The organism is Salmonella sp. 32020114201800008SM, from assembly GCF_017572025.1.
Lineage (GTDB): Bacteria > Pseudomonadota > Gammaproteobacteria > Enterobacterales > Enterobacteriaceae > Salmonella > Salmonella enterica.
The window spans coordinates 1-19,902 of record NZ_JAGEQM010000007.1; the positions used below are offsets into that span (position 1 = coordinate 1).

Sequence of the window (19,902 nt, forward strand, 5' to 3'; positions counted from 1 at the left end):
CCGTTCGACTTGCATGTGTTAGGCCTGCCGCCAGCGTTCAATCTGAGCCATGATCAAACTCTTCAATTTAAAAGTTTGATGCTCAAAGAATTAAACTTCGTAATGAATTACGTGTTCACTCTTGAGATTTGGTATTCATTTTTCGTCCGAGGACGTTAAGAATCCGTATCTTCGAGTGCCCACACAGATTGTCTGATAAATTGTTAAAGAGCAGGTGCGACGCGGCTTGCAGCTCACCGTCGCGAGGTGGCGTATATTACGCTTTCCTCTTTTTGAGTCAAGCCTTTATTTTCGCTTTCCTCACAGACTTCTTAATGAAGCCTTTCTGACCCGGCGGCCTGTATGCCGTTGTTCCGTGTCAGTGGTGGCGCATTATAGGGAGTTATTAGAGCCTGACAAGACCTAAATGCAAAAAAAAGCTCAACCGTTCACTTTTCAAACAACATTTGAACCAAAAGCCTATTTTCGCCTGGTTTTTAAACAAAAACGAGCCCGTCAGGGCCCGTTTTATTCAAATTTGTGACTTACTGCACTGCCACAATACGATCATCATTGGCTTCAAGGCGAATCACTTTGCCAGGAACCAGTTCACCAGACAGGATTTGCTGCGCCAGTGGGTTTTCGATCTGCTGTTGAATAGCACGTTTTAACGGACGCGCCCCGTAGACCGGATCGTAACCGTTGGCGCTCAACAGTTTCAGCGCCTCATCGGAGATATGGATTTCATAACCACGTTCTTCCAGACGTTTGTACAGACGCTGCAGCTGGATCTGAGCAATAGAAGCGATGTGTTGCTCACCTAACGGATGGAATACCACAACTTCATCAATACGGTTGATAAATTCCGGACGGAAGTTTTGGCTAACCACACCCAGCACCATCTCTTTCATTCGACCGTAATCCAGTTCGCCAAAGCGCTCCTGAATGAGATCGGAACCGAGGTTAGAAGTCATAATGACCACCGTATTACGGAAGTCGACCGTTCTCCCCTGCCCGTCAGTCAGCCGACCGTCGTCCAGCACCTGCAACAGAATGTTGAATACATCCGGATGCGCTTTTTCTACTTCATCCAACAAGATGACGGAATAAGGACGACGGCGTACCGCTTCCGTCAAATAACCGCCTTCTTCATAGCCGACATATCCCGGAGGCGCCCCGACCAAACGAGACACGGAGTGTTTCTCCATAAACTCAGACATGTCGATACGCACCATCGCGTCGTCGCTGTCGAACATAAAGTTAGCCAGCGCTTTACACAGTTCGGTTTTACCGACCCCCGTCGGCCCAAGGAACAGGAAGGAACCAATCGGACGGTTCGGATCGGACAGCCCCGCGCGGCTACGACGTATGGCGTTCGATACTGCTTCAACGGCTTCATTCTGCCCGATCACACGGCTGTGTAACTCTTGTTCCATACGCAACAGTTTTTCACGTTCGCCTTCCAGCATTCTGGCAACCGGAATACCGGTCCAGCGCGCCAGCACTTCGGCAATTTCCGCATCCGTTACTTTGTTACGTAACAGACGCATGGTTTTACCTTCCGACTGGGTCGCGGCTTCCAGCTGTTTTTCCAGCTCCGGAATTTTGCCGTACTGCAGTTCAGACATTCGCGCCAGGTCGCCAACGCGACGCGCCTGCTCGATGGCAATCTTCGCCTGCTCCAGCTCCGCTTTAATAGTTTGCGTACCAGAGAGCGACGCTTTTTCCGCTTTCCACTCTTCTTCCAGCTCAGAATACTGGCGCTCTTTGTCGTCCAGTTCTTCGTTGAGCATATCGAGACGTTTTTTACTCGCCTCGTCAGACTCTTTCATCAACGCCTGCTGTTCCAGTTTGAGCTGAATAATGCGGCGGTCGAGTCTGTCCAGCTCCTCCGGCTTAGAGTCAATCTGCATACGAATGCTGGATGCCGCTTCATCGATGAGGTCGATAGCTTTATCCGGCAACTGACGGTCGGCGATATAGCGGTGAGATAATGTTGCCGCCGCCACAATCGCCGGGTCAGTGATCTGCACATGGTGATGCAGCTCGTAACGTTCTTTCAGGCCACGCAGAATAGCGATGGTGTCTTCCACTGAGGGTTCTGCGACAAACACTTTTTGAAAACGACGTTCCAGCGCCGCGTCTTTTTCAATGTACTGACGGTATTCATCCAGCGTGGTCGCACCCACACAGTGCAGTTCACCACGCGCCAGCGCCGGTTTCAGCATGTTACCGGCATCCATGGCGCCATCAGCTTTACCTGCGCCAACCATGGTGTGCAGCTCGTCGATAAACAGGATGACGTTGCCTTCCTGTTTCGCCAGATCGTTCAGCACGCCTTTCAGACGCTCTTCAAATTCGCCGCGATATTTCGCCCCGGCCACCAGCGCGCCCATATCCAGCGCCAGTACGCGGCGACCTTTTAAGCCTTCAGGGACTTCACCGTTAATAATGCGCTGCGCCAGTCCTTCAACAATTGCCGTTTTACCGACCCCTGGCTCACCGATTAACACCGGGTTGTTTTTGGTACGACGTTGCAGTACCTGAATGGTACGGCGAATTTCTTCATCACGACCAATTACCGGGTCAAGCTTGCCTTGTTCAGCCCGCTCGGTCAGATCGACGGTATATTTTTTCAAGGCCTGACGTTGGTCTTCAGCCCCTTGATCGTTCACGCTTTCACCTCCGCGCATCTGTTCAATTGCCTGAGTGATATTGGCCGTGGTCGCACCGGCTGATTTCAGCAGATCGGTTAACGTGCCGCGAGACTCAAGCGCCGCCAGAACAAACAGCTCTGACGAAATAAAATTGTCTCCCCGTTTTTGCGCCAGCTTGTCGCAAAGGTTCAGTACGCGTACCAGTTCCGAAGAAGGCTGTACGTCGCCGCCGGTGCCTTCCACCTGCGGTAAACGGCTCAGCGCCTGATCGATAGCAGTGCGCAACTGGCCAGCATTAATGCCAGCGGAGGTTAATAAAGGACGTATCGATCCCCCTTCCTGGTTCAGCAAGGCGCTCATTAAATGAAGAGGTTCGATGAATTGGTTGTCGTGCCCCAGCGCGAGCGACTGGGCATCGGCAAGAGCAAGCTGGAATTTGTTAGTAAGACGATCCAGACGCATAACTCCTCCCATAACAGGTCAAAATTGCTACTGGAGATTAAATGAGGTCATCCCTCAATTATTCAAGGTGAATGACCTGAATTATGTGAAAAGAAAGTTACCCGTACCGGATCGTCTTGATTCTTTAGGTTATATCAGCCAAATAAAACTTGCCATACGACCTGTCGTCTTGTCGCGACGATAAGAGAAGAAAGTCTCACTTTCGCTAAAGGTGCAGCGATCCCCGCCATAGACATGTTCAACGCCGGTATTCGCCAGACGTTGGCGTGCAAGCTGATAAATATCCGCCAGAAATTTTTCCCCGTGCGGCAAAAATGCGCTATCGGCTTGCGCATCTTTTGCTAAAAATGCGTCACGCACTTCCGGCCCCACTTCAAACGCGGTCGGGCCGATCGCCGGACCTAACCAGGCGATGATATTTTCTGGTTTGTCAGCAAAGCAGGTGACAGTTTCCTCCAGTACGCCTTCACATAATCCGCGCCAGCCCGCATGAGCCGCCGCCACTTCTGTTCCCTCACGGTTACAGAATAGCACAGGCAGGCAGTCTGCCGTCATTACCGCGCAGACGGTTCCTGGCGTATTGCTGTAAGACGCATCCGCACGTTTGGAGGCATAAGGTTCTCCGGTAAGCCTCAACACATTTTTACCGTGAACCTGTTCAAGCCAGACAGGTTTCGAAGGCAGATTGCCCGCCGCAAACAGACGCTTGCGGTTCTCTTCAACATGCTCCGGGTTATCGCCGCAATGCGCGCCCAGATTCAGCGAGTCGTAAGGCGGTAAACTCACCCCGCCAATACGGGTAGAACTACAGGCTGCGACGCCTTTCGGCAGCGGCCACTGCGGGACAATCAGTGCATTCATAACCAGTCCACATCATCTTTATGATCTTCAAAATCAGCGCGCATCGCATCGATAAGGTCCACCATATCTTGTGGAATCGGCGCGTGCCACTCCATTTCGATACCCGATACAGGATGGTAGAGACGCAGCATTGTTGCATGCAGCGCCTGGCGGTCAAACTTACGCAGCGTGGAAATAAATTCTTCCGATGCGCCTTTCGGTGGACGTGGACGACCACCGTAGACCTGATCGCCCACTAACGGGTGCGTAATATGCGCCATATGCACGCGGATCTGGTGCGTACGCCCGGTCTCCAGACGCAACCTAAGACGCGTGTGCACACGGAAATGTTCCATAATGCGGTAGTGGGTCACCGCCGGTTTGCCCATAGGATGCACCGACATATGGGTACGTTTGGTCGGGTGACGACTGATGGGTTCATTCACCGTTCCTCCCGCCGTCATATGTCCGATCGCGACCGCTTCATATTCGCGGGTGATCTCGCGCAGCTGCAAAGACTCCACCAGGCGCGTTTGCGCCGGAACGGTTTTGGCCACCACCATCAGCCCCGTCGTGTCCTTATCCAGACGATGCACAATGCCCGCGCGCGGAACATCCGCAATCGGCGGATAATAATGTAGCAACGCGTTCAGTACCGTACCGTCCGGGTTACCCGCGCCAGGATGTACCACCAGATCGCGTGGTTTGTTGATAACCAGAATATCGTCATCTTCATAAACAATATCTAACGGGATATCCTGCGCTTCAAAACGAATCTCTTCGTCGATCTCCGCATCAATAGCCACCCGCTCGCCGCCTAACACTTTTTCTTTTGGCTTATCGCAAAGTTGACCATTGACCAACACGCGCTGATTCAAAATCCATTCTTTTATACGCGAACGTGAATAATCCGGGAACATTTCGGCCAAAGCCTGATCTAAGCGTTGACCGAGTTGGTTTTCGGAGACCGTTGCGGTGAGTTGTACTCGTTGTGCCATATACAGCTTCTTCGTTTAACGTTGGGTTTTACGGCTTTGCCGTTTAATATAGTGTGCTATTGTAGCTGGTCTTAACCGGGAGCAGGAACAGAGAATCTCCCGTAAAACATTTTGAGGAAAGTCAAAACGTCATGACGCGCATGAAATATCTGGTGGCAGCAGCCACGTTGAGCCTGTTTCTGGCGGGTTGCTCGGGTTCAAAGGAAGAGGTGCCCGATAATCCGCCGAATGAAATCTACGCGACTGCTCAGCAAAAGCTGCAGGACGGTAACTGGAAACAGGCAATAACGCAATTGGAAGCGTTAGATAATCGTTATCCATTCGGACCGTATTCTCAGCAGGTGCAGTTGGATCTTATCTACGCCTATTACAAAAACGCCGATTTGCCGCTAGCGCAGGCCGCCATCGATCGTTTTATGCGTCTTAATCCAACGCACCCTAATATTGACTATGTCATGTACATGCGCGGCCTGACGAACATGGCGCTGGATGATAGCGCGCTGCAAGGTTTCTTTGGCGTCGATCGCAGCGATCGCGATCCACAACATGCGCGGGCGGCGTTCAATGACTTTTCGAAACTGGTACGCAGCTATCCTAATAGCCAGTACACCACCGATGCCACTAAGCGTCTGGTATTCCTGAAAGACCGTCTGGCGAAATATGAATATTCCGTCGCAGAGTACTATACCGCGCGCGGCGCATGGGTTGCGGTCGTAAACCGGGTAGAAGGTATGCTACGCAATTATCCTGATACGCAGGCCACGCGCGATGCGTTGCCGCTGATGGAAAACGCCTATCGTCAGATGCAGCTGAATGCGCAGGCTGACAAAGTCGCGAAAATTATTGCCGCTAACAGCAAAAACACCTGAAGCAATACAGACAAGCAAAACGGCAGCCTTCCGGCTGCCGTTTTTTTATTCGATATCTGATGCAACAGAAATGATTTCACTGCAACGCATCCAGTCAAATATGGCCTGCTTTCAGCCATTCCTCAAGTAAAAGATCGCTTCTTCCTGCGATGCCTCACAAAAAGTTCGCCTTGACAAAAAGTGACAAAATAATGTGATTTACATCACACATTTTGACATTAAGAACGGTATGCTGGAATCACCAAGACGGGAAAGACAAGAGGTAAAATTTATGACAATGAACATTACCAGTAAACAAATGGAAATTACTCCGGCAATCCGCCAACATGTCGCAGACCGTCTCGCCAAACTGGAAAAATGGCAAACTCACCTGATTAATCCTCATATCATTCTGTCTAAAGAGCCACAGGGCTTTATTGCTGACGCCACCATTAATACACCGAACGGACATCTGGTCGCCAGCGCAAAACACGAAGATATGTACACCGCTATTAATGAATTGATCAACAAGCTGGAACGGCAGCTCAATAAAGTGCAGCATAAAGGCGAAGCCCGTCGTGCCACCGCATCGGTGAAAGATGCCAGCTTCGTCGAAGCAGAAGAAGAGTAGTCCCTTACATTGAGTGTATCGCCAACGCGCCTTCGGGCGCGTTTTTTGTTGACAGGATTAAAACAGTACGGGTACTGTACTTACGTACACAAAGGAAACAGTTATGAAGCTAACCCGGTTTTTCTTCGCATTCTTTTTTATCTTCCCCTGACCGGGAGGCGTTTCGTCATGTGATAAAGAATGCGAAGACGAACAAGAAGGCCTCCCCCACCGGGAGGCCTTTTTTATTGATAACAAAAAAGGCAACACTATGACATCGGAAAACCCATTACTGGCGCTGCGAGATAAAATCAGCGCTTTAGACGAAGAGTTACTGGCCTTACTGGCAAAACGACGCGCGCTGGCGATTGAAGTGGGACAAGCAAAACTACTGTCGCATCGTCCGGTTCGGGATATCGATCGTGAACGCGCGCTGCTGGACAGACTCATCCATCTCGGTAAAGCCCACCATCTCGACGCACACTACATTACCCGTCTGTTCCAGCTTATCATTGAAGACTCCGTGCTTACTCAGCAGGCGCTACTGCAACAACATCTGAATAATACTCACCCTCATTCGGCACGTATTGCGTTTCTTGGGCCGAAAGGCTCCTATTCTCATCTCGCGGCGCGCCAGTATGCTGCACGCCATTTTGAGCAATTTATTGAGAGCGGTTGCGCAAAATTCACCGATATTTTTCATCAGGTCGAAACCGGCCAGGCCGATTACGCCGTGGTTCCGATAGAGAACACCAGCTCCGGCGCTATCAACGATGTGTACGACTTATTGCAACACACCAGTCTGTCGATTGTCGGTGAGATGACTGTCACTATCGATCACTGCGTGCTGGTTTCCGGCACTACGGATCTGAATACCATCGAAACGGTGTACAGCCATCCGCAGCCGTTTCAGCAGTGCAGTAAATTTTTGAGCCGCTATCCGCACTGGAAAATCGACTATACCGAGAGTACGTCGGCAGCGATGGAAAAAGTCGCGCAGGCGAACTCTCCGCGCGTCGCGGCGCTCGGCAGCGAGGCAGGTGGCATGTTGCACGGATTACAGGTGCTGGAACGCATCGCCGCAAACCAGACGCAAAATATCACCCGCTTTCTGGTACTGGCGCGCAAAGCTATCAACGTTTCCGATCAGGTTCCGGCAAAAACCACTCTGTTAATCGCCACCGGGCAGCAAGCTGGCGCGCTGGTCGAAGCGCTGCTGGTGCTGCGTAACCACAATCTCATCATGACGAAACTGGAGTCGCGCCCCATTCACGGCAATCCGTGGGAAGAGATGTTTTATCTCGATATTCAGGCGAACCTGGAGTCGCAGGTAATGCAAAGCGCGCTAAAAGAGCTGGGCGAGATCACGCGCTCAATGAAAGTGCTTGGCTGCTATCCCAGCGAAAACGTCGTGCCGGTAGAACCTGCCTGACGTTCAATAAAACAGCTTTTCTTCATCCCTGCGACGGCTACCTGCAGGGTGAAGATGGCGCCGGAGAGCGGATAATCCGCCACTTCCTGAGCAGACATATTTTCTCTGGTAGTTGTAATAAACAGCGTTTTCATGTCTGCGCCGCCAAAGCAAACCATCGTCGGACAACGTACCGGCAACCGGTACTCTTCCAGCTGCTCTCCTTGCGGTGAGAAACGCGCCACGCGCCAGCCGTCAAACATCGCGCTCCAGTAGCACCCTTCGCTATCCATCGCCGCGCCGTCGGGAAGTCCTTCTCCTTCGCCAAAATGGCGAAAAAGTTCACGCTTGCCCGGTTCGCCATGCTTATCAAGTAACGTGCGGTATATCACGCCATTCGGCGTATCGGAGGTATACATCCACTGGTTATTCGGGCTGAACGCCAGGCCGTTGTGTCCCTGGATATCGCACTGGATCACTTTTGCCGTCAGGTCATGATCGATCCGCATCAGCAACGCGCCATTATAGTCACCTGGCGCCCAGAACGTTCCGGCATAAAAACGTCCATCGCCATCAGTGCCGCCATCGTTGAAACGCGCCAGTTTCGTATTAGAGGGATTGTCGCAAACCTTACGCTGCAATAATCCATTTTTATCGGCCAGCCAGATAGCATGACGCATGGCCACAATAAATCCGCCCTGCTCACGCAAGGCAAAACAGCCCACCTCTTCCGGAAACGCCAGCACGCTATGCGTCCCGCTCGCCGGATGGTAACGATGGATCTCCTGTTCCAGGATATCGGTCCAGTACAGCGCGCTTTCATCCTCGCTCCATGTGGGGCATTCTGGTAAATGTCCGACATAATCAAATAAAAGGTGCGGCGTAGTCATAACGGTTCCTTAAACGAAAAAAGCCAGCAAAGCTGGCTTTTAGTATAGATGTCATCATTATGGTCGGCTGTCATTCGCCTGACGCAATAACACACGGCTTTCATTCTGGAAGCGTCTGGCATAATCGCCAAACCAGTGTTCAACTTTGCGAAAACTGTCGATAAAAGCCTGCTTATCACCCTGTTCCAGTAACCCGATCGCATCGCCAAAACGTTTATAGTAACGCTTGATAAGCGCCAGATTGCGCTCCGACGACATAATAATGTCTGCATACAGCTGCGGGTCCTGGGCGAACAGACGCCCGACCATCGCCAGCTCCAGTCGATAAATCGGCGATGATAGCGCCAGAAGCTGCTCAAGCTGGACGTTCTCTTCCGCCAGATGCAGCCCATAAGCGAAGGTAGCAAAGTGGCGCAGCGCCTGGATAAAAGCCATGTTCTGATCGTGCTCGACAGCGCTAATTCGGTGCAACCGCGCGCCCCACACCTGGATTTGCTCAAGGAACCACTGATACGCTTCCGGTTGACGCCCATCACACCAGACCACCACCTGCTTCGCCAGGCTCCCGCTGTCCGGACCAAACATCGGATGCAAGCCCAACACGGGGCCATCATGGGCCGCCAACATTGCCTGCAACGGACCGCTTTTCACCGATGCCAGATCGACCAGAATACAGTCGGACGGCAGGGGCGGCAGTTGCGCTATGACCTGTTCAGTAACATGAATCGGCACGCTGACGATCACCATTCCGGCATCGGCGACAATGTCCCTGGCGCGCGGCCAGTCCTGTTGTTCCAGAATACGGACCTGATAGCCCGACAGCGTGAGCATTTTTTCAAACAGACGCCCCATCTGTCCGCCGCCGCCCACAATGACGACCGGACGCAGAGAAGGACAAAGCGTTTTGAACCCCTTATCATTTTCGCTGGAGTAAGATTCACGCATTACCCGGCGCAGGACATCTTCAATGAGATCGGGCGGGACACCGATCGCTTCTGCTTCCGCCCGTCGTGAAGCCAGCATAGAGGCCTCACGCTCCGGCACGTAAATAGGCAGGCCAAAACGGCTTTTCACCTCGCCGACTTTGGCAACCAGTTCCAGGCGCTTAGCCAGTAAATTCAACAACGCTTTATCGACATCATCTATTTGATCGCGTAACGCGGTCAATTCAGCAACCATAACAACCTCTTATGCGACGCGCACCGCCAGCTGGCCGCTCAAATCTTTATGAATTTCACGTAACAGGGCATCGGTCATCTCCCAGCTAATACAAGCATCGGTGACGGAAACGCCATACTTCATTTCGCTGCGCGGCTGTTCGGAAGACTGATTACCCTCATGAATATTACTTTCAATCATTAAGCCAATGATTGAACGATTGCCATCTTTAATCTGCGCAACCACAGATTCGGCAACGGCTGGCTGGCGGCGATAATCTTTATTGGAGTTACCATGACTGCAATCTACCATCAGCGAAGGACGTAGTCCCGCCTGTTCCATCTCTTTTTCACACTGAGCGACATCTGCCGGGCTATAGTTTGGCGCTTTGCCGCCACGCAGAATTACATGGCCATGCGGATTTCCCTGGGTTTGCAATAACGCAACCTGACCGGCCTGGTTAATGCCAACAAAGCGATGGGGTTGCGCAGCGGCGCGCATGGCGTTAATCGCTGTCGCCAGGCTGCCATCCGTGCCGTTTTTAAAGCCGACCGGCATAGAAAGACCAGACGCCATTTCGCGGTGGGTTTGCGATTCGGTTGTGCGCGCGCCTATCGCCGACCAGCTAAACAGATCGCCCAGGTATTGCGGGCTGTTCGGATCCAACGCTTCGGTCGCCAATGGCAACCCCATATTCACCAGTTCCACCAGTAGCTGACGCGCTATTTTCAACCCGGCTTCCACATCAAATGAGCCATCCATGTGAGGATCGTTAATCAGCCCTTTCCAGCCGACGGTAGTCCGCGGCTTTTCAAAATAGACGCGCATTACCAGATAGAGGCTATCGCTGACCTCTGCGGCAAGGGCTTTAAATCGACGGGCATATTCCAGAGCGGTTTCAGGATCGTGAATAGAACAAGGACCGCATACCACCAACAGACGCGGATCGCGCCCGGCAATAATGTCAGAAATGATTCCTCGGGACTGCGCTATCTGCGCTTCCTGCGCCAGGCTCAACGGAAAGGCAGCTTTAAGCTGCTCCGGCGTCATTAATACCTGTTCATCGGTGATACGTACGTTATTCAGCGCGTCTTTTTGCATGATGGCGATCCTGTCTTTTCTTGTTTGCGATAGTTGATCCTCCACGAGGATGTTTAAACCATACCACAAAAAGTAAAGATTTCAATCCATATTACGTAAAATAAACTTTACACCATGCGCAATCGTCGATTAAACCCCCTCATTTCGTATCAAAAACTTTACACAACAAATGAATTATTTTATTCCCAGCCTCAGAAAAGCGGTAAAATGAGCGATGCTCGCTATTTTTTGATTATTTTTTCTCCGCACACATATTTTTACTTTCTGATATAGGGTGATTAATACCATTATCACAAGAATTTAATATCAGGGATATCACTTAAATTATTCATATTATCAATAAGACATAATGACGATATGGCAAAATAATGTTATTTTGCTACAAACAATCACGGATGTATTTTAATGCTTTACGACTGAAGATGGTGGGGACTTGTTAATGCGTTTTTCTCACCGATTTATCCTTCTGTTATCGCTATTATTAGCAAGCTTGCCTCTGTATGCTCAACGCGTCACGGAAGAAGAGAAATCCGTACGCGCCATCGTCTCCGGTATCGTCAGTTATACACACTGGCCGGCGTTATCCGGGCCGCCAAGGCTATGCATATTTTCATCTGCGCGTTTTGTCAGGGTACTTAGCGAAGAGGCTGACTGGGCTTTCCCTTATCAACCGCTTGTCATCCGTACCACACAAGAAGCCCTGAGCGCCCGCTGTGATGGTTTTTACTTTGGCAATGAATCGCCAGCTTATCAGGTGGAGTTAACGCGTCATTATCCAGTTAATGCCTTGTTATTAATTGCCGAGCAAAATACCGAATGTATTATTGGCAGCGCATTTTGTCTGATCATTAACAATGATGAAGTCAAATTTTCCGTCAACCTGGACTCCCTCTCGCATAGCGGCGTGAGAGTGAATCCAGAAGTATTAATGCTTGCACGGAATCAAAAGCATGAATAAGGAATTTTCTCTGTCCAGACCAACATTTAAACGCACACTACGGCGGATTAGTATAATCAGCGTGCTGCTTACAATGACATTGATCTGGCTATTAATTTGCGTTGCGTCTGTCCTTACGCTCAAACAGTATGCGCAAAAAAATCTCGATTTGACCGCCGCCACAATGGCCCATAGCCTTGAAGCGGCACTGGTATTTTCCGATAACACGGCCGCAGCGGAAACGCTCGCCACACTGGGACGCCAGGGACAATTTTCAGCGGTGGAGGTCCGCGATAAAAATGGCCGTATTATCGCCTCATGGCGCTATGATGCGCGAGCCGCAGACGATAAGCTCATTGGCTTAATTAGCCACTGGCTTTTTCCATTGCCGGTATCACAACCCGTCTGGCACAACGGCAGGGCCATCGGCGAAGTACGGCTTGTCGCCCGCGACAGCCTTATTGGTCATTTTATCTGGCTATCGCTGGCAGTGCTGACAGGATGTATTCTGCTGGCATCCGGCATTGCCCTGCTGCTCACGCGTTATTTACACAATGGCGTTGTGGATGCACTGCAAAATATTACTGAAGTTGTACACGACGTTCGCACTAACCGAAATTTTTCACGCCGGGTACCTGATGAGCGTATTGCGGAATTTCACCTGTTTGCGCAGGATTTCAATAGCCTTCTGGATGAGATGGAAGAATGGCAGCTACGGCTTCAGGCTAAAAATGCCCAGTTACTACGTACCGCGCTGCACGATCCGCTGACGGGGCTTGCCAATCGCGCAGCATTTCGCAGCTGTATTAACGCGCTGATGAAGGACAATTCCGCTCGTAGCAGTTCGGCATTGTTATTTCTGGATGGCGATAACTTTAAATATATTAATGATACCTGGGGACATGCGGCAGGCGACCGCGTACTTATAGAGGTTGCCAAAAGATTAGCGGAATTCGGTGGTAGCCGTTATCAGACTTACCGACTCGGCGGCGATGAATTTGCGATGGTGCTTTACGATGTACATTCGGAATATGAAGTACAACGTATTTGCGCAGCGCTATCCCAGGCGTTTAATCGACCTTTTGAACTGCATAACGGCCAGCGGATAACGATGACCATGAGTATTGGCTTTGCGCTGACATGGGAACATGCCACTGCCGAAAAACTACAAGAACTGGCCGATCGAAATATGTATCAGGCTAAACACCGGCGTGCGGAACGCTCGCTAAACTAAGGAACGGGCCTGGCCGTTTCTGACTCAGCGTTGAGACCACTGACCCAGACTAATCATGCAACCGTCTATGGCGTGGAGCAAACCCATAAAAAAAGGGGCCAGCGTAATGCCAGCCCCTTCTTTTCTACAAGCTTTCGGATGTTGCGAAAGCGCGTTCTTAGTTAAGACGCTCTTTGATACGAGCCGCTTTACCAGTACGCTCACGCAGGTAGTACAGTTTAGCTTTACGAACAGCACCACGACGTTTAACAGCAATGCTGTCAACTACCGGAGAGTGAGTCTGGAAGACACGCTCAACGCCTTCGCCGTTGGAAATTTTACGAACAGTGAATGCAGAGTGCAGACCGCGGTTACGAATAGCGATAACCACGCCCTCGAATGCCTGCAGACGTTTCTTGGTACCTTCAACAACCCATACTTTCACTTCCACGGTATCGCCCGGACGGAAGGAAGGTACGTTCTGCTTCATCTGCTCTTGTTCAAGTTGCTTAATAATGTTGCTCATAATTTAATCTCTTATCCTGGGTAAACTGATATTCGGGGGCCTATGCCATCCCATCATGTTTATGCTGCTGTTGTGCGTGTTCTGTTTTGAACTCCGCCAGCAACCTTGCTTGCTCTTCAGTCAGAGCCAGGTTTTCCAGAAGTTCAGGTCTTCTAAGCCAGGTTCGGCCCAGCGACTGTTTCAAGCGCCAGCGACGTATCTCGGCATGGTTTCCCGACAGCAATACTGGCGGTACTTCCATCCCCTCTAACACTTCAGGGCGCGTATAGTGCGGACAATCCAGCAACCCATCAGCAAACGAATCTTCGATTGCTGATGCTTCATGCCCCAGAACTCCCGGTATAAACCGGGCGACGGAGTCAATCAGCGTCATTGCCGGTAGTTCGCCACCGCTGAGAACGTAATCGCCAATTGACCATTCTTCGTCAATTTCGGTCTGAATTACGCGCTCATCTACGCCTTCGTAGCGACCACACACCAGAATAAGTTTCTGATTCGTGGCCAGCTCGCTAACGCCCGCTTGATCAAGCTTGCGTCCCTGAGGCGACAGATAAATCACTTTAGCGCCTTCACCTGCCGCGGCTTTTGCTGCGTGAATGGCGTCCCGCAAGGGTTGCACCATCATTAACATCCCTGGTCCGCCGCCGTAAGGACGATCGTCCACGGTACGGTGCCGGTCATGCGTGAAGTCGCGAGGACTCCAGCTTTGGATGTTCAGCAGGCCTTTTTTTACTGCCCGGCCAGTTACCCCGTAATCGGTAATTGCGCGGAACATTTCAGGAAACAGGCTAACGATGCCAATAAACACAAGCCAATCCCCATAACGCCATTTATTACCGTTTATTCGGTGGTTTAAAAACCAGGATCCCAGTCTACTTCGATAGTACGAGTAGCGAGATCGACTTTCTTGATAACCTGCCCATCGAGGAACGGTACTAGTCGTTCCTTGATACCAAATGCATCTTTCAGGTTCGCCTTAATGACGAGAACGTCATTCGACCCGGTTTCCATCATGTCGATAACTTTACCGAGATCGTAGCCTTCAGCGGTGACTACCTGGCAGCCCATCAGGTCTTTCCAGTAGTAGTCTCCCTCCTCAAGCGCAGGAAGTTGCGAGGAATCCACGACAATTTCGCAATTCGTCAGAAGATTCGCGGCATCTCGATCGTCAACGCCTTTCAGCTTGATGATCAGATCCTGATTGTGGTGCTTCCAGCTTTCCAGCTGTACCTGCTGCCACTGACCCGCCTTCTGGATAAACCAGGGCTGATAGTCAAAAATGCTTTCGGCGTCTTCAGTGGAGGAAAACACTCTGAGCCAACCACGGATACCGTATGAAGAACCCATTTTCCCCAGTACAACCGGTTCAGCGGGTACTTGTGCGGCGAGTTGCTTGCTCATCATGACCACCGTGACAGATTAAGCTGCTTTTTTTACTTCTTTGATCAGCGCCGCAACGCGATCGGAAATGGTTGCGCCCTGGCCAACCCAGTGAGCGATGCGATCCAGATCCAGGCGGGTGCCTTCTTCTTTTTCGCTAGCGATTGGGTTGAAGAAACCAACGCGCTCAATGAAGCGACCGTTGCGTGCATTACGGCTGTCGGTGACAACAACCTGGTAGAACGGACGCTTTTTAGCGCCGTGACGAGCTAAACGAATAGTTACCATAACATCCTCTTGTGTGAATAAAACAACCGGGCCCCATCGAGGAACGGAGCCCGGCGTCATATTAAAAGCCCGAAAATTTTACTGATTTCTGGGAGAATTGCAATCAACAGTTAATAACTCTGCTGTAGAAGGCCGTCGGCGGCGCAGCGAGTTCGGTACCGGCGTGCGCGCAGCCACCGCAGCGTACACGCAGTACGTGAGGATGGCGAGCACACCCCGGTGCCGAAATAGCAAGTGAGCCAGGCCGGGAAATTAGCGACCCGGGAAGCCTGGCGGCATCATCCCCTTCATACTCCGCATCATCTTCGCCATCCCGCCCTTCTTCATCTTCTTCATCATGCGCTGCATGTCGTCGAACTGTTTCAGAAGGCGGTTAACGTCCTGCACCTGCATCCCACAGCCCTGCGCGATACGACGCTTGCGGGAACCTTTGATGATTTCCGGCTTCGCGCGTTCTTTCAGCGTCATCGAATTGATGATCGCCTCCATACGCACCAGCACCTTGTCATCCATCTGCGATTTAACGTTGTCCGGAATCTGCCCCATGCCCGGTAATTTGCCCATCAGACTGGCCATACCGCCCATGTTTTTCATCTGTTTGAGCTGTTCCAGGAAGTCGTTCAGGTCGAAGCCGTCGCCTTTCTTCAGTTTAGTCGCCAGCTTTTCAGCCTGTGCGCGGTCAACTTTGCTTTCGATATCTTCGATCAGCGACAGCACGTCGCCCATGCCGAGAATACGCGAGGCGATACGATCCGGGTGGAACGGCTCCAGCGCGTCGGTTTTCTCGCCGACACCGAGGAATTTAATCGGCTTACCGGTGATATGACGAATAGAGAGCGCCGCACCGCCACGAGCATCACCATCAACTTTGGTCAGCACCACGCCGGTTAACGGCAGCGCTTCGTTAAAGGCTTTTGCGGTATTCGCCGCATCCTGACCGGTCATCGCATCGACGACAAACAGCGTTTCTACTGGCTTGATAGAAGCGTGGACCTGTTTGATTTCGTCCATCATCGCTTCGTCAACGTGCAGACGACCGGCGGTATCAACCAGCAGCACGTCGTAGAATTTGAGCTTCGCTTCTTTCAGCGCGGCGTTGACGATATCAACCGGTTTCTGGCCGACATCAGACGGGAAGAAATCCACGCCAACCTGCTCAGCCAGCGTTTCGAGCTGTTTGATCGCCGCCGGGCGATAGACGTCGGCAGAGACGACCAGCACTTTCTTCTTGTGCTTCTCGCGCAAGAATTTACCCAACTTACCGACGCTGGTGGTTTTACCCGCCCCCTGCAGACCCGCCATCAATACTACGGCTGGCGGCTGCGCAGCTAAATTCAGCGTCTGGTTCTCTTCGCCCATCGCCGCAACCAGTTCGCTACGGACAATCTTGACGAACTCCTGCCCTGGGGTCAGGCTCTTGTTAACTTCATGACCAACCGCTTTCTCTTTTACGCGATTGATGAACTCACGCACTACCGGCAGCGCAACGTCAGCCTCCAGCAGCGCCATGCGCACTTCGCGCAGCGTCTCTTTAACGTTGTCTTCAGTAAGGCGCCCACGGCCACTGATATTGCGCAGCGTGCGCGACAAACGATCGGTTAAATTATCAAACATTGTCTCTCGCCTGGGGTGGAAACGGTTGGTCGCCGCAGCGACACAGTTACAGAATTTCGCCACAGTATACCATGAAGCCGTCTTTGTTGTTATGCAACGGTTGGAGCTGCGGTCACGTAACGCTATACTGCTTCTCTTTCTCACTGGTCAACTGTCGACACAACTATGCCCGTTTTTGCTTTACTTGCCCTTGTCGCCTACTCCTTCAGCCTCGCGCTGATCGTTCCCGGACTGTTGCAAAAAAACAGCGGCTGGCGGCGTATGGCTATTCTTTCTGCGGTCATCGCGCTGGTGTGCCATGCTGTCGCGCTGGAATCGCGTATTCTGCCCGGCGGCGACAGTGGACAAAACCTGAGCCTGCTGAATGTCGGTTCGCTGGTCAGTCTGATGATCTGCACGGTGATGACCATTGTCGCGTCGCGTAATCGCGGCTGGCTACTTCTGCCCATTGTCTATGCTTTTGCGCTGATTAACCTGGCCTTCGCCACGTTCATGCCTAATGAATATATTACGCATCTGGAAGCGACCCCAGGCATGATGGTGCACATCGGTCTGTCGCTTTTCTCTTACGCGACGCTGATAATCGCCGCGCTGTATGCGCTACAACTGGCGTGGATCGACTATCAGTTGAAGAACAAAAAGCTGGCGTTTAGTAATGAAATGCCGCCATTGATGAGCATTGAGCGCAAAATGTTTCATATCACGCAGATTGGCGTCGTACTGCTGACCCTTACTCTGTGTACCGGCCTGTTTTACATGCATAACCTGTTCAGTACTGAAAATATTGATAAAGCCGTGCTCTCTATTGTGGCATGGTTTGTCTATATCGTTCTGCTGTGGGGGCATTACCATGAGGGCTGGCGGGGTCGGCGGGTCGTGTGGTTTAACGTCGCAGGCGCGGGTATTCTGACGCTGGCCTATTTTGGTAGCCGCATATTACAGCAATTTGTAAGCTAAGCTTTTAAAGGAGTTTCCCCTGGAACACATCTCCACCACCACGCTGATTATCATATTAATCATCATGGTGGTCATCTCGGCCTATTTTTCCGGTTCCGAAACTGGAATGATGACGCTAAACCGTTACCGTTTACGCCATATGGCGAAGCAAGGTAATCGCTCGGCAAAACGGGTAGAAAAATTACTGCGTAAACCCGACCGACTGATAAGCCTGGTGCTGATCGGCAATAACCTGGTCAACATTCTTGCCTCGGCGCTCGGCACGATTGTGGGTATGCGGCTTTACGGCGACGCCGGCGTGGCTATCGCCACCGGGGTACTGACGTTTGTCGTGTTAGTTTTTGCTGAAGTCCTGCCCAAAACTATCGCCGCGCTCTATCCGGAAAAAGTGGCCTATCCCAGCAGCTTCCTGCTGGCGCCGTTACAGATACTGATGATGCCGCTGGTGTGGTTACTTAACACCATCACCCGCCTGCTGATGCGTCTGATGGGAATTAAAACGGACATCGTGGTTAGCGGGTCGTTAAGCAAAGAGGAATTACGCACTATCGTGCATGAATCCCGTTCGCAAATCTCTCGCCGCAATCAGGATATGCTGCTGTCGGTTCTCGACCTGGAAAAGGTCAGCGTGGATGACATCATGGTGCCGCGTAATGAAATTATCGGGATCGATATCAATGACGACTGGAAATCTATCGAGCGGCAGCTTACCCACTCGCCGCACGGACGCATTGTGCTCTATCGTGATTCGCTGGATGACGCCATCAGTATGCTGCGCGTGCGTGAAGCCTGGCGGTTAATGGCCGAGAAAAAAGAGTTCACCAAAGAGATGATGCTGCGCGCCGCCGATGAAATCTATTACGTCCCGGAAGGTACGCCGCTCAGTACGCAACTGATTAAATTTCAGCGCAATAAAAAGAAAGTCGGACTGGTCGTCAACGAATATGGCGATATCCAGGGTCTGGTCACCGTGGAAGATATTCTCGAAGAGATCGTCGGCGACTTCACCACCTCGATGTCGCCGACACTGGCGGAAGAGGTCACGCCGCAAAACGACGGTTCGGTCATTATTGACGGTACCGCCAACGTCCGGGAAATCAATAAAGCGTTTAACTGGCACCTGCCGGAAGATGACGCGCGCACCGTCAACGGGGTGATTCTGGAGGCGCTGGAGGAAATTCCGGTTGCTGGCACGCGCGTGCGCATTGAGCAGTACGATATCGATATTCTCGATGTACAGGAAAATATGATTAAGCAGGTAAAGGTTGTACCGGTAAAGCCGCTGCGCGAGAGTGTGGCGGAGTAACACAATGGCGAACTCCGGTTCGCCTTTTTTATCGCCGTCTTTTAAGATTCCATCAATTCCTGCCATTTACTTAACAATGCAATAATGTCTTTTCAGGCATTCAGAAAGGATATTGATGTTATGTCAGAAGATTATGTAATTGAATGGGATAAGAATTTTGCAGACGACCTCAACGTCGTCGCCAACGTTTTTTTATCACACAACCCAACCTTATGGCCCACTATTTTCTCTCAACTTTCGACGCAACCTGAAATCTTTGAAGACGAAGATGAAGACGAATATGGGTTGCAGGACGTCCTGGATTGTAGCGGTGGCGATCTCGGAAATAACGAGCTGGCACAGGCATTTTTACAAGTTCTACGCGGCGAAGGATTTATTCACCTCGTTGACTGGAAAGGTGAAGATGAAGAAGGCGAACTGGCTAATTTTGCCGCAGATCGCTTTTATGAACTCACAAAAAACCTGACGAATTCTGAGGAATTAAGAAATCTTCTTGTCGAAATAACCCAAGAGGATGAAATCTCCGATGTCTGTGAAGCCGGAGACCGTTACCTTGACGAGATCTTTGAACGCATCCAGACCGAACTCAATAAGAGGGGCTTCCAGATTTTTGATCTGAATGAAGGATCTGACACCTATAATGTGGTCGTTCTGCCAATGAGCGAATATAAAAAAATAGAGGATTTCAACACGCCGTGGCTGGAAGTGCAGGATTTTTTAAGCTAAA

At 51.2% G+C, this 19,902-nt stretch carries 20 protein-coding genes, 1 rRNA gene and 1 other annotated feature; of the genes, 9 read left to right on the forward strand and 12 right to left on the reverse strand.

Annotation, left to right across the window (positions count from 1 at the left end):
- From J4613_RS17850 to rluD, 4 genes are all read right to left on the reverse strand, one after another.
- Positions 1 to 69, reverse strand: a 16S ribosomal RNA gene (locus J4613_RS17850); the annotation flags it as partial.
- A 455-nt stretch (positions 70 to 524) separates the two neighbouring features.
- Positions 525 to 3,098: an ATP-dependent chaperone ClpB gene (gene clpB, locus J4613_RS17855; RefSeq protein ID WP_001235092.1), complete on the reverse strand. Its 2,574-nt coding sequence runs from the start codon at positions 3,096 to 3,098 to the stop codon at positions 525 to 527.
- 129 nt (positions 3,099 to 3,227) lie between these two features.
- Positions 3,228 to 3,959: a purine nucleoside phosphorylase YfiH gene (gene yfiH, locus J4613_RS17860; RefSeq protein ID WP_000992639.1), complete on the reverse strand. Its 732-nt coding sequence runs from the start codon at positions 3,957 to 3,959 to the stop codon at positions 3,228 to 3,230.
- Entirely contained in the window at positions 3,956 to 4,936 is a 981-nt protein-coding gene (gene rluD, locus J4613_RS17865) for a 23S rRNA pseudouridine(1911/1915/1917) synthase RluD (RefSeq protein ID WP_000079130.1), read from the reverse strand. Before rluD ends, yfiH begins: the two co-directional genes overlap by 4 nt.
- Before the next feature lie 131 nt (positions 4,937 to 5,067).
- On the opposite strand from rluD, the gene bamD reads away from it, so the two are divergent.
- The 4 genes from bamD to pheA all read left to right on the forward strand — a co-directional run bounded on the left by bamD (position 5,068) and on the right by pheA (position 7,826).
- Positions 5,068 to 5,805 carry an outer membrane protein assembly factor BamD gene (gene bamD, locus J4613_RS17870; protein WP_000197660.1) on the forward strand — a complete coding sequence of 246 codons (738 nt, stop codon included), beginning with the start codon at positions 5,068 to 5,070 and terminating at the stop codon, positions 5,803 to 5,805.
- Between the two features lie 271 nt (positions 5,806 to 6,076).
- Positions 6,077 to 6,415, forward strand: coding sequence for a ribosome-associated translation inhibitor RaiA (gene raiA / locus J4613_RS17875; protein WP_000178449.1), 339 nt, complete (start codon positions 6,077 to 6,079; stop codon positions 6,413 to 6,415).
- A gap of 102 nt (positions 6,416 to 6,517) precedes the next feature.
- Positions 6,518 to 6,643, forward strand: a sequence feature (Phe leader region).
- Positions 6,519 to 6,566 carry a pheA operon leader peptide PheL gene (pheL, locus tag J4613_RS17880; RefSeq protein WP_010989056.1) on the forward strand — a complete coding sequence of 16 codons (48 nt, stop codon included), beginning with the start codon at positions 6,519 to 6,521 and terminating at the stop codon, positions 6,564 to 6,566. It overlaps the preceding feature by 48 nt.
- A 22-nt stretch (positions 6,644 to 6,665) precedes the next feature.
- The gene (gene pheA, locus J4613_RS17885; protein ID WP_001619571.1) at positions 6,666 to 7,826 is read left to right on the forward strand and encodes a bifunctional chorismate mutase/prephenate dehydratase; all 1,161 of its coding nucleotides are present in this window, start codon (positions 6,666 to 6,668) and stop codon (positions 7,824 to 7,826) included.
- Here the strand turns inward: pheA and J4613_RS17890 are convergent.
- From J4613_RS17890 to aroF, 3 genes are read right to left on the reverse strand one after another with little or no spacing between them, the layout of a single operon-like run.
- On the reverse strand, positions 7,787 to 8,695 hold the full coding sequence (locus tag J4613_RS17890; RefSeq protein ID WP_111742262.1) for an SMP-30/gluconolactonase/LRE family protein: 909 nt from the start codon (positions 8,693 to 8,695) through the stop codon (positions 7,787 to 7,789). The genes pheA and J4613_RS17890 overlap by 40 nt on opposite strands.
- Before the next feature lie 57 nt (positions 8,696 to 8,752).
- Positions 8,753 to 9,874 carry a bifunctional chorismate mutase/prephenate dehydrogenase gene (tyrA, locus tag J4613_RS17895; RefSeq protein WP_000225191.1) on the reverse strand — a complete coding sequence of 374 codons (1,122 nt, stop codon included), beginning with the start codon at positions 9,872 to 9,874 and terminating at the stop codon, positions 8,753 to 8,755.
- A 9-nt stretch (positions 9,875 to 9,883) separates the two neighbouring features.
- Positions 9,884 to 10,954 carry a 3-deoxy-7-phosphoheptulonate synthase AroF gene (gene aroF, locus J4613_RS17900; RefSeq protein ID WP_001168062.1) on the reverse strand — a complete coding sequence of 357 codons (1,071 nt, stop codon included), beginning with the start codon at positions 10,952 to 10,954 and terminating at the stop codon, positions 9,884 to 9,886.
- Positions 10,955 to 11,393: 439 nt separating this feature from the next.
- Between aroF and J4613_RS17905 the strand changes: the two genes are divergently transcribed.
- Positions 11,394 to 11,912 carry a YfiR family protein gene (locus J4613_RS17905; protein ID WP_001212379.1) on the forward strand — a complete coding sequence of 173 codons (519 nt, stop codon included), beginning with the start codon at positions 11,394 to 11,396 and terminating at the stop codon, positions 11,910 to 11,912.
- The gene (dgcN, locus tag J4613_RS17910; protein WP_080193587.1) at positions 11,905 to 13,125 is read left to right on the forward strand and encodes a diguanylate cyclase DgcN; all 1,221 of its coding nucleotides are present in this window, start codon (positions 11,905 to 11,907) and stop codon (positions 13,123 to 13,125) included. Before J4613_RS17905 ends, dgcN begins: the two co-directional genes overlap by 8 nt.
- 157 nt (positions 13,126 to 13,282) lie before the next feature.
- On the opposite strand, the gene rplS is transcribed toward dgcN, so the two are convergent.
- From rplS to ffh, 5 genes are all read right to left on the reverse strand, one after another.
- Positions 13,283 to 13,630, reverse strand: coding sequence for a 50S ribosomal protein L19 (rplS, locus tag J4613_RS17915; protein WP_000065257.1), 348 nt, complete (start codon positions 13,628 to 13,630; stop codon positions 13,283 to 13,285).
- A 40-nt stretch (positions 13,631 to 13,670) separates the two neighbouring features.
- Positions 13,671 to 14,438 carry a tRNA (guanosine(37)-N1)-methyltransferase TrmD gene (gene trmD / locus J4613_RS17920; RefSeq protein ID WP_000469807.1) on the reverse strand — a complete coding sequence of 256 codons (768 nt, stop codon included), beginning with the start codon at positions 14,436 to 14,438 and terminating at the stop codon, positions 13,671 to 13,673.
- Positions 14,439 to 14,482: 44 nt separating this feature from the next.
- On the reverse strand, positions 14,483 to 15,031 hold the full coding sequence (gene rimM, locus J4613_RS17925; protein ID WP_000043266.1) for a ribosome maturation factor RimM: 549 nt from the start codon (positions 15,029 to 15,031) through the stop codon (positions 14,483 to 14,485).
- 18 nt (positions 15,032 to 15,049) lie between these two features.
- Entirely contained in the window at positions 15,050 to 15,298 is a 249-nt protein-coding gene (rpsP, locus tag J4613_RS17930) for a 30S ribosomal protein S16 (protein WP_000256453.1), read from the reverse strand.
- A gap of 252 nt (positions 15,299 to 15,550) precedes the next feature.
- A complete protein-coding gene (gene ffh, locus J4613_RS17935; RefSeq protein ID WP_000460052.1) occupies positions 15,551 to 16,912 on the reverse strand; it encodes a signal recognition particle protein in 1,362 nt (453 codons plus the stop codon).
- A gap of 165 nt (positions 16,913 to 17,077) precedes the next feature.
- Here ffh and J4613_RS17940 point away from each other — a divergent pair, with 165 nt between their 5' ends.
- The 3 genes from J4613_RS17940 to J4613_RS17950 all read left to right on the forward strand — a co-directional run bounded on the left by J4613_RS17940 (position 17,078) and on the right by J4613_RS17950 (position 19,901).
- Complete coding sequence (locus tag J4613_RS17940; protein ID WP_001537507.1) at positions 17,078 to 17,869, forward strand: inner membrane protein YpjD; 792 nt, start codon at positions 17,078 to 17,080, stop codon at positions 17,867 to 17,869.
- A 19-nt stretch (positions 17,870 to 17,888) separates the two neighbouring features.
- Positions 17,889 to 19,175 (forward strand): HlyC/CorC family transporter, encoded by a 1,287-nt coding sequence (locus J4613_RS17945; protein ID WP_127172650.1) that lies wholly within the window; start codon positions 17,889 to 17,891, stop codon positions 19,173 to 19,175.
- Between the two features lie 120 nt (positions 19,176 to 19,295).
- Complete coding sequence (locus J4613_RS17950) at positions 19,296 to 19,901, forward strand: hypothetical protein (RefSeq protein ID WP_001287924.1); 606 nt, start codon at positions 19,296 to 19,298, stop codon at positions 19,899 to 19,901.
- The last annotated feature ends 1 nt before the right edge of the window (position 19,902 follow it).